The organism is Ruminococcus sp. RTP21484sp1_RTP21281st1_A8_RTP21281_210402, assembly GCF_040914025.1.
Taxonomy (GTDB): Bacteria; Bacillota; Clostridia; order Lachnospirales; family Lachnospiraceae; genus Blautia_A; species Blautia_A faecis.
This window is the reverse complement of sequence record NZ_JBCPGE010000086.1, coordinates 1-6,058: the sequence shown is the minus strand read 5'-3', so window position 1 is coordinate 6,058 and position 6,058 is coordinate 1. Positions and strand designations below refer to the sequence as shown.

Sequence of the window (6,058 nt, the reverse complement as noted above, 5' to 3'; positions counted from 1 at the left end):
CAATTTACGATGTCACAGACATTGCAGATTATATTGAAGAAGAATTCGGCCAGCAACGTGCTGACCGTTTTCAATCTAATCTGAAAGAACAAATGCAGAATTTAGGCCAGTTCAGTACTGCCTTTCCCCGAACTCAAGAGCCTGTGAAAAAATCTCTGTAAAACAAACAACATTAAGGTCTTCTATGATAAAATATAAAAATCATAGGAGGCCTTTTATAATGGCAAACAGAAAAAAAGAAGTTTACAAACCAAAACCAATGACAGAAGGAAAGAGAAATCTCATTCAGGGATTGTTTCAAGAGTATGATATTCAGTCTGCTGATGACATTCAGGAGGCATTAAAAGACCTGTTATCTGGAACACTCCAAGATATGCTTGAAAAAGAAATGGATGATCATCTCGGCTATGACCGTTATGAAAGATCTGGTGAGCCTAACTACCGCAATGGCACAAAATCTAAGACCGTCCGTAGTAAATATGGGGAATTTCAAGTTGATGTGCCACAAGATCGCCAAAGTTCATTTGAACCACAGGTACTTCCAAAACGCCAGAAAGATATCTCTTCGATTGATGATAAGATTATTGCTCTGTATGCGAAAGGAATGACCACACGACAGATTTCAGAAATGATAGAGGATATTTATGGTTTTGAAGTAAGTGAGGGAATGGTATCTGATATCACAGACAAGCTCCTTCCAAGAATCGAAGAATGGCAAAATCGTCCATTATCATCGGTATATCCAATCGTTTTCATAGATGCTGTACATTTTTCTGTGCGTGATGACGGCGTGATCAGAAAACTGGCCGATGTTGTCCTTGGAATTAATGAAGATGGAATGAAGGAAGTATTAAGCATTGTTGTAGGTGAAAATGAAAGCAGCAAGTATTGGCTGTCAGTGCTGAATAGTTTGAAAAACAGGGGCGTTCAGGACATTCTTATTCTTTGTTCTGATGGACTGACCGGAATCAAAGATGCAATCTCTGCTGCATTTCCCAAAACGGAACAACAGCGCTGCATTGTTCATATGGTGAGAAATACCCTTAAATATGTTGCAAACAAGGATATGAAAACTTTTGCCAAAGACTTAAAAACGATCTACACAGCTGCAAACGAGGAATCTGCCAGAAAACAGCTGGAGGCAGTAACCAGAAAATGGTCAGGACAATATCCAAGTGCTATGAATCGATGGAATGATAACTGGGATGCAATCTCCCCAATTTTCAAATTTTCCAAAGAGGTACGTACTGCGTTTTATACCACAAATGCCATTGAATCACTGAATTCGTGCTATCGTAGATTGAACAAGCAGAGAAGCGTATTCCCAAGCTCACAGGCACTGATGAAGGCACTATACTTAGGAACTTTTGAGATAGCAAAAATGGACAATGCCAATCCGGAATTAGGACAAAGTACGTGGTGAACTGGAAATCATGTACCCGGATCGGCTAATATAACAATAAAAGTTGGACGGTCAAGAGTAAATATACGCCCAGATTTCTCTGGGCGCTCTTGACATACCAATTTAAATTTGCTATTAAATAAACAACGGCTTAACCACAGAAATCTGCCGTTAAGCCGCATCAATTATCATAGAAGATTTAAATTTACAGAAAAAATTTCACACCGTCCATAAAATTTTCTGATATCTATCTACTCAAATTCAATCTATCGAATGAGTCTTTACAGCCGATAGTTTTTATGGTTATTTATCAACTTTCCAGGAAATCTGACGATGAAACTCTTTTGCTTTCACTGCCAACTCCGAATATCTCTTCTGCTGAATAAGTTGAATATCAACGAGATTTCCCCCTACTCCAACAGCTACAGCACCTGCATGTAAAAATTCCTGTACATTTTGAAGCGTTACCCCTCCTACCGCTATTAATGGAATCTTTCCCAACGGTACAGAAAGATTTTTTATGTAAGACGCCCCTGCTTTTCCAACTGGAAATACTTTCACTAAATCCGCTCCATATTCATAGGCATTTATGATTTCTGTTGGCGAATACGCCCCAGGGATAGAGATACAACCACACTGTTTTGTCTGAGCAATGACGTCAGGATTTACATTGGGCGATATCATGTACTGTGCTCCCGAGTTATACGCCGATTTCATCTGTTCTACAGTCAAAATTGTACCTGCTCCCACATATATTTGACCATCATATTTTTTTCTAATTCTTTCAATTGAATTCAGAACATCTTTCTCGTCATAATTCGCTCCACCTGAAAGAGCCAGTTCCAAGCATCTGATATTTCCTTTTAGTAGTGCTTCTGCAACTTGTTCAATCTGTTCAGACCGTACATTTCTAATAATTGCAATTATTTTATCGCTCAATATGCTTTTTTTTACATCATCGGGCATTTATTTATCCTCATCAAGAACTCCACTATGACCATCTTCATACCACATCTCTTCAGGAGTTTTTCCGGCTTTTATATCTGCTTTCGTTTTAATTTCATTGGCAGCTCTTTCTTTTGCATTAATTAAGACTTTCTCAATCATATCATTCGGAATCACAAGTACTCCATCTGCATCTGCAAAAATAAAATCACCTGGATTAACCAATACTTCTCCCAATTGGCCATGTAACCAAAGAGGAACATTGCTGTCTGTCATTCTCCAGTGTCCCTCTGCGCAAATGCACATTGTATCAGTACAAAATGTAGGAATATCATCTTCAAGAAATCCAAAAGAGTCACGAATTGGGCCATCGCATACAAGCCCCTGCATTCCCATATGATGCCATGTCTGCCCAAATATGTCTCCCAGTACAGCCACTTCAGTATATCCAGGGTCAATGATTACAACACAATCCTCACTCAAAGCCTGTCCAACGCGAATCCACATTCCTCCCAGCGGACCAGGCCCTTTATGATCAAATTCTTCCTCAAAAGGAGTAACATTCGTAGTTCCTTTAATGGTGACAGCAGGTCCAGCCAGCTTCATATCTCTTAAAATAGGTTTTACTTCTCTTCTAAGAATCTGATTACGATATCCATACTGAACAAACAATGCATCCCATACAAGGGGAGTATTCAATTTTTTATACTCGCTAATAAAATACTTCATCTGCTCCTTTGTCCATTCAATTGCCATAGTTAAAATCCTCCTTAATTATAATAGTTTTATAAGAACTACATATGTAGTTTCTACCTGTAATTTTCCTTATTACCGTTTAAAAGCAATTCCAATCTTTTCCGATCCGGTAATCCTTCTATATCCCCTAGTGTTCCTACAGCCTGTGCTCCCATCATTGCACCCATCTTACCGCATGTAAAAAGATCCCTTTCTTCCAATATGCCACACAAAAATCCTGCAGCAAACGCATCTCCTGCTCCAATATTATCAATGACCTTCACAGAATATGGTGGAATCTCATACATAGAACTCTCATCTGCCACAATTGCTCCTTTGCTTCCAAGCTTCACAGCAATCTTGTGTATTTTTTTTTCACGAAGAATTCGAACGACCTCATTAATATTATCTGTATCTAATAATACTTTTGCTTCATCCAAACCGATTTCAACAATGTCGCACATATCCAACAAGGGCCGTAACGTCTCTGCAGCTTCATTTTTACTCCATAATCTTAATCGTATATTTGGGTCGAAGCTTACCAGCACTCCGTTCTTTTTTGCTTTTTTTGCCAGTGTCAAATTCATCTCTGCACAACTACCGCTTAAAGCTGATGTAACTCCGGTTATATGTATTATTTTTGAGTTTTGAATCATCTCTTCGCTAATATTATCCTTGTTCAGCGTACTCGCTGCTGAATTCCTTCTATAATAAAAAACGCTTGTTTCATTTGCTTCACTAAACTGTTTAATCATGAGTCCAGTCGAAGCATTCTCATCCCTTATTACTTCCGATACATAAACTCCTTCTCCCCGAATCTCTCGAAGAACATATTCTCCCAGTTCATCACAGCCCAACTTACTTATCCAACAACTTGTATGACCTAATTTGGATACACCAATAGCAACATTGCTTTCCGCTCCAGCTATTCCTTTTTTAAATCTATCCACATAACGCAGCAACTGTTTTTGTTCTGGAATAAAAACTACCATTGTTTCACCTACGGTTAAAACATCCCATTGCTTCACAATTTTCCACCCCCTCTCATTGCCAACCACCATTTCTTAATACACGATTAACATCTTCATCTATTTCTTTCAGAACCCATTTTGCTTTTTCTCCACGAAAAATCCCATTCAAAAGCTTATCTGTAATTATTGCTGCAATGCTAAAAGCTTCCGGTATGTAAAAGTATTCTGGTTCTACGGCTTTTTCTATGATGGGTTCTATATATTGTACCCATGGTTGCATTTTTTGTACTTTTGGATTCCTCGCTGTGGATTTTCTGACCGGAGTTACTCCATATTTCATACAACGAAATTGATCAAATTCTTTCGAGGAAAGATATTGTATAATTTTCCATGAAGTTTCTTTTTCTCTGACATCATTAAGAATTGCCCAAGACCATCCCCCACCATATGCTACTCCTTTATATTTTCCCAACCCAGGAACTTGACAAATCCCCAACTGTTCCGGACACACCTTATTAGACTTACGATAATAAATTTGCGGAAAAACAAAAGAAGATACATTCAGTTGCATAAGCAGTTCTCCGTTACACATTTTTTCTGCCACATCGTGAACAGTAAAACTCCTGGTTATCTTCGGCATGCAGGAAAGCAATAAACAGATTTGTTCATATGCTCTAACGCCTTCTTCACTATAAGCAGTTGATGTCAGATTATGATCAACAATCGATCCGCTAAACTGTCTGCCTCCTGTGGATACCACTCTTGTGTACCAGTCAAGTACCGGGAAAAGGCCTTTACGTTTTCCAGCAATTGCAGTTCCATATAAGCCGTTCTTAATATCCGCATACTCTAGTGCAATTTTTTGAAACTCTTCCCAATCTGACGGTTCTTTTAAACCATATTTTTCAAATATATCTTTTCTATATACCAAAAAAGTCGCACCTGTATGTGTTCCGGGAAGCGCTATCAGTTTTTCACCTTGTCCTCTTCCCGGTATTTTTCTGTTCATATCATGCCAGCCACAATAATTGATGTATGCTTTAAAAAAATCGCCCTCCAATCCTTCTTTTGTCTCTTTCCATGTCAGATCTTTATTCATAACATACTGATTTAAATCAAAAAGATGTTTTTCCTGTGCAATATCCTGTGCCCATAAAGGTGCATATGCACACACATCATAAGCAGCCTTTTTTGTTTGAATTCCTTTCAATAGATTTTCATGGAAAAGGCTAATCGGGGGTTCTTCTACTACAATTTCATCGCCGATGAATTTCTCAATGTCCTTCTTCCTATCTACAATTGATATTCCGTCATTCTCACCAGCGTTTACCGCTATTTTTATCATGATATGCAATCACTCCAATTTAATATAGTTTGCCCCTAATACATCAAAGTCTCCACGTATTGCATACAATTCTCCATTCGTAATTTCAATTTCCAGAAAAACAACCTGTCCTTTCAAGCTGTTAACTGTCTTATTACTTATCCATACTGGTGTCCACTCTATCAAATCAATACACTTATATGTACACTCTTCATAAGACATTCCCTCCATTTCTTTCCCATCTTCATTCAGTATTCGTACTTTGATGACTCCATACGGTGCGCAAACATTTAAATAAAGCTTCTCTCCATAAAATCTAAGTGCCTTAGTACAAATGTCTCCTGTACTTTCCGTAGCTAAATACGCAAATCCATCTTTTCTGAGACTATATCTCAATAGCGCAGCATCTTTTTCTTCCTGATATCGAAACATCTCACCTTTGGATCCACTACCATATATATATATATGGTTTTTGTCTTCAACTACAGATGTTGGAAACACGCTTCCACCACCATGCTCTCCTTGCCTACTGCGAGCAATAAATGGACGATGGCATATCCTTTGAAATATTTTTCCATTATAGCTGTATACCAGCTGACAATCCATATATCCCATAAGACGATTCAATTTTGTCTCGCCAGCATCTCCATGAAACATCCATAACAAACCTATATACATATC

The 6,058-nt window shown here is 38.2% G+C and carries 6 protein-coding genes and 1 pseudogene; 2 read left to right on the top strand and 5 right to left on the bottom strand.

Going from position 1 to position 6,058, the window contains the following annotated elements:
* Positions 1-2: 2 nt before the first annotated feature.
* Positions 3-161 (top strand): hypothetical protein, encoded by a 159-nt coding sequence (locus AB5170_RS22160; RefSeq protein WP_368365161.1) that lies wholly within the window; start codon positions 3-5, stop codon positions 159-161.
* A gap of 98 nt (positions 162-259) precedes the next feature.
* Positions 260-1,406: pseudogene (locus tag AB5170_RS22155) on the top strand (IS256 family transposase).
* Positions 1,407-1,705: 299 nt separating this feature from the next.
* Here the strand turns inward: AB5170_RS22155 and AB5170_RS22150 are convergent.
* The 5 genes from AB5170_RS22150 to AB5170_RS22130 all read right to left on the bottom strand — a co-directional run.
* A complete protein-coding gene (locus AB5170_RS22150; RefSeq protein WP_173719210.1) occupies positions 1,706-2,368 on the bottom strand; it encodes a bifunctional 4-hydroxy-2-oxoglutarate aldolase/2-dehydro-3-deoxy-phosphogluconate aldolase in 663 nt (220 codons plus the stop codon).
* Positions 2,369-3,103, bottom strand: coding sequence for an RraA family protein (locus AB5170_RS22145; RefSeq protein WP_173719211.1), 735 nt, complete (start codon positions 3,101-3,103; stop codon positions 2,369-2,371).
* Positions 3,104-3,156: 53 nt separating this feature from the next.
* Positions 3,157-4,110, bottom strand: a complete 954-nt coding sequence (locus tag AB5170_RS22140) for a sugar kinase (protein WP_207741825.1) — start codon at positions 4,108-4,110, stop codon at positions 3,157-3,159.
* 16 nt (positions 4,111-4,126) lie between these two features.
* Positions 4,127-5,398 (bottom strand): ABC transporter substrate-binding protein, encoded by a 1,272-nt coding sequence (locus AB5170_RS22135; RefSeq protein ID WP_173719213.1) that lies wholly within the window; start codon positions 5,396-5,398, stop codon positions 4,127-4,129.
* Between the two features lie 9 nt (positions 5,399-5,407).
* Positions 5,408-6,058: hypothetical protein (locus AB5170_RS22130; RefSeq protein WP_368365160.1), on the bottom strand; the 651-nt coding region annotated here is incomplete at its 5' end.